This window comes from Pseudovibrio sp. Ad37, assembly GCF_001623075.1.
GTDB lineage: Bacteria > Pseudomonadota > Alphaproteobacteria > Rhizobiales > Stappiaceae > Pseudovibrio.
The window spans coordinates 1-3,170 of sequence record NZ_LMCF01000030.1 but is presented as its reverse complement, the minus strand read 5'-3'; the positions used below and the strand labels follow the sequence as shown (position 1 = coordinate 3,170).

The 3,170-nt window shown below is 51.2% G+C and carries 5 protein-coding genes; 1 reads left to right on the top strand and 4 read right to left on the bottom strand.

Annotated features, from left to right (window positions below; genetic code table 11):
- The 4 genes from PsAD37_RS08840 to PsAD37_RS08825 form a co-directional block, all read right to left on the bottom strand.
- The coding region (locus PsAD37_RS08840) for a DNA-binding protein (RefSeq protein WP_193778237.1) at positions 1–970 on the bottom strand (970 nt) is incomplete at its 3' end.
- Complete coding sequence (locus tag PsAD37_RS08835) at positions 967–1,422, bottom strand: hypothetical protein (protein ID WP_063295832.1); 456 nt, start codon at positions 1,420–1,422, stop codon at positions 967–969. The genes PsAD37_RS08835 and PsAD37_RS08840, both read right to left, overlap by 4 nt.
- Positions 1,419–1,613: a hypothetical protein gene (locus PsAD37_RS08830; RefSeq protein WP_063295831.1), complete on the bottom strand. Its 195-nt coding sequence runs from the start codon at positions 1,611–1,613 to the stop codon at positions 1,419–1,421. Before PsAD37_RS08830 ends, PsAD37_RS08835 begins: the two co-directional genes overlap by 4 nt.
- Entirely contained in the window at positions 1,610–1,933 is a 324-nt protein-coding gene (locus PsAD37_RS08825) for a helix-turn-helix domain-containing protein (protein ID WP_063295830.1), read from the bottom strand. Before PsAD37_RS08825 ends, PsAD37_RS08830 begins: the two co-directional genes overlap by 4 nt.
- 249 nt (positions 1,934–2,182) lie before the next feature.
- On the opposite strand from PsAD37_RS08825, the gene PsAD37_RS08820 reads away from it, so the two are divergent.
- A complete protein-coding gene (locus PsAD37_RS08820; RefSeq protein ID WP_063295829.1) occupies positions 2,183–2,830 on the top strand; it encodes a S24 family peptidase in 648 nt (215 codons plus the stop codon).
- Positions 2,831–3,170 lie beyond the last annotated feature (340 nt).

The following is a 3,170-nucleotide window of genomic DNA, read 5'->3' as shown; positions in this document are numbered from 1 at the left end:
AAACCATAGGATTGCCGGAAAACGGGTGCCCGACAAACGCATCAAAGGTCTTGCCATCACCGGTATAAATATCGGTTGGCTCCAACCCTTCAGTTGACCGGCTCACATAGACCTTCCGGGCTTTGAGAGCGAGCAGACCTTCACGGCCCTTATAGGCAGCAATCGGGTCAGCCTTCTTCAGCTTGGTCAGATATCGTTTTACCTGATCATAACTTGGAGCCTGTGCAGGATCTTCCAGGCTGGCGCGATACTGATCTAGTGCCAGCGCCACGGTTGGCTTGCGCGGGTCCGCATAAAACTTCAAAAAGCCCGGTGCCCATTCATAACGGGAAGCATTGAGCGCATCTTGCTTGCGTTTGCCGGGGATCAAGCCAGCAAAGCCGCTTTCTTTGAACGCCTTGCGCCAGTTGTAAATAGCGCGGCGGGAAATCCCGGTCCCCTTGTCCTTGGCGGTCCGCACCAGCTTAAGCAACTGCTCTTCATCCGGCATTAGTACCTCCTGGCTCAGCAGCACCTTGACCTTGGCAGTGAGCCCGCACACAGCTTTGTCATAGGCCATGCCGCGCATGACCAGCTGTTCCACCATCTGTAAGATCTGCTTGCGGGCTTCCGCAGCACGGCGCTGTGCCCCGTCTGCATCCGCCAGAGTCACTTTTGTTGGTTTTGGCGCTTTTTCCTGCACAACAGGCACATCAGCGTTAAGGCGTTCAATGTTGAACCGGGCTTCTAACGCTTTGCGGGCAACCTCCGGGAGTAAATCAATATGGTATTCCCAGCCGCCGCCGCCCGAGACGCCGCCTCGTTTACGAGAAAAGCCTGCACGTTCTTTCCAAGCTTCTTTATTCACTCGTAACAAAATGCCTTTTTCGCTGCCGGGTAGTTCCGGCAACTTCAGTTCTGCAAGCTCGCGGGCTGTAAACCACTCACGCTTTGCGCCATTATCCAATAGGGCTGGAACTGTTCCGCTCATTTTAGGCCCTTCCATTCTTTATCTGCTTGCTGGATCATCTTCTTGATGCGCGTTTGCGCTTCTTCCATCAGCTGTCGTTCAATTAGAGGGCGGTACTTACGGTCCACCACGATCATGTCGGTGCGAGCCAGCAGCTCGTTGAGCAACTCTTTTGATTTCAAAACAGAGATGAGACCGATCAGGCGATACCCGGCAATATTGCTGGCTTCCCGCGCTTCGCTTGCCCAGGCATCCAGACTGTCCCGGCTGATGGGCTCCCCAAGATGCTCAGAAAGAGCCGCCGCGATTTCCTCGCGGCTGCGACCATCTTCTTTCATGGCCTCAGACAGAGCCCGGCAGACCTTGCCGGAAGGGGTTGCAGAACGAACCCGCGCTGGTTCAAAGCGGGCCTCCACCTGTGGCGGTTGCCAGCTCAGCAAATCATCAGTGTGTTGGCAGCGGCGCGTTCTCATAGCGGGTATCCTGCCCGGTATGAAGCAACTGCTATGCACGACACCCAGCCCCACAGCATAAAGGCAGCGGTGAACACACCAAGGGCAAGCGCACTGGCAAAGTCTTTAAGGTGATTGTCGTGTCCTGCGTCATAATCAAAGCGATGATAAAACCGCAGGGCGACACATCGGGTTGCACGGGCCGTTCTCATGCCGCCGCCTCGGCCTCAGTAAGAGAAGTGTCAGCGAGAGACTGTTTTTTCTGACTAGCGCTCGGGCCGTGTTTGTCGCTATTGTAAATCACATGAGCAGAGCGCTTGCGCCGGTTCGGCCATAGCTGCTCTAATGGAATACTGAGATATTTGGAGATAAGCTCCGCACCGCGTCCGGTTCCGGTTTCCAGAGCCTTGGTTAACGTGGTACGGTGCATACCTTCTCTGGCGGCAATTTCGGTGAGCGTCCACTCTTTGCGGTGTAGCTCTGCCTTGATTGAATGCTTGTCCCATTTTACTTGAGGGGCGTGTTTAGCCATTGTATCTCCTTAAAAAGCGGACTGTTGCAGCAGCCGCTTTTTTATTCACCGTGCGACTCACCTTGGTGATTTGCACTTGTTAGTAACGAATGAAGATAAATAAGCACTATAGTGGCCATCAGTCAATACTATCGCGCTGATTTACTCTTACTTCAGACCTTGCAGTTTCCACTAAATACTCAATCTGTGCAATAGTGCGTTGATTTTATTTGGTTTTCGTGAGGTCTGAACGGCTACCTAAGGTCTGAAGTGCTAAAAGATCGCATCAAAGTGCTAGTTGGAGATGAGAGCGTGCTTTCATTCGCAAAAAAGTGCGGCATTGGAGATAGTCTGATCCGCAAATATCTGAATGGGGGAATGCCAGGACTAGATAAAACAGTCCAAATTGCATCTGCGTGTGGAGTTAACTTGCAATGGCTTGCCACGGGTGAAGGGCCTATGCATCCGGGAGAAGAAAGAGGCGTTTGTAGCGACGACTTTATTTCCATTTCTCGCGCTGATGTCCGCCTTGCAGCAGGTGGAGGCTCATGGAATGGCGACAATCTGCTAGTGCTGGACGAAATTCCATTTACGCGTGAGTTCCTGCGGCGTAGGCTCGGTCGATCTAATATAGATGGCCTAGTAATCCTCACAGCAGACGGTGACAGTATGGACCCACTCATTGCGGACGGGGATCTCGTCATGGTCGATAGAAATCGTGACACTCTCTCAGATGGCATCTATGCCTTTGTTTTTGCGGGCATGGCTCGGGTAAAGCGTCTTCGACCTACGATTTTGGGTGATATTGAGGTGATTAGTGAAAATCCGATCTACAAAGACGAGTTATTGAAACGTTCTGATCTGGAAGATTTTCATATCATCGGAAAAGTAGTGTGGTGCGGACATCATTTCAGCTGAACTGACTTCAAAGCACTCCAATTCAAACGCGTTGCTTTCATTTGCTCATTTTTGACCGTTATATGCACACCTAAGTGCCCATTTTGAATAGATTTCGCGCAACACTGTGCAAAATGATTTTCCCTATCTCAAATGATATAATCTATAAATTTCAATAACTTCATTCATTTCCACCCACCTACACCTCTATGCAGAATGACAGCCCCCCCCACAGAATTGGCTTTGGAAAACGATTTTTTGGAAGGAGCGCTCACAAAAGCGGGTTTGTTGAGCGCCAAAAGATGATTGACCGGCCCCATGAGCTCTCAATCAGTCGTCAGGCCAAAGCCCTGAGTATATC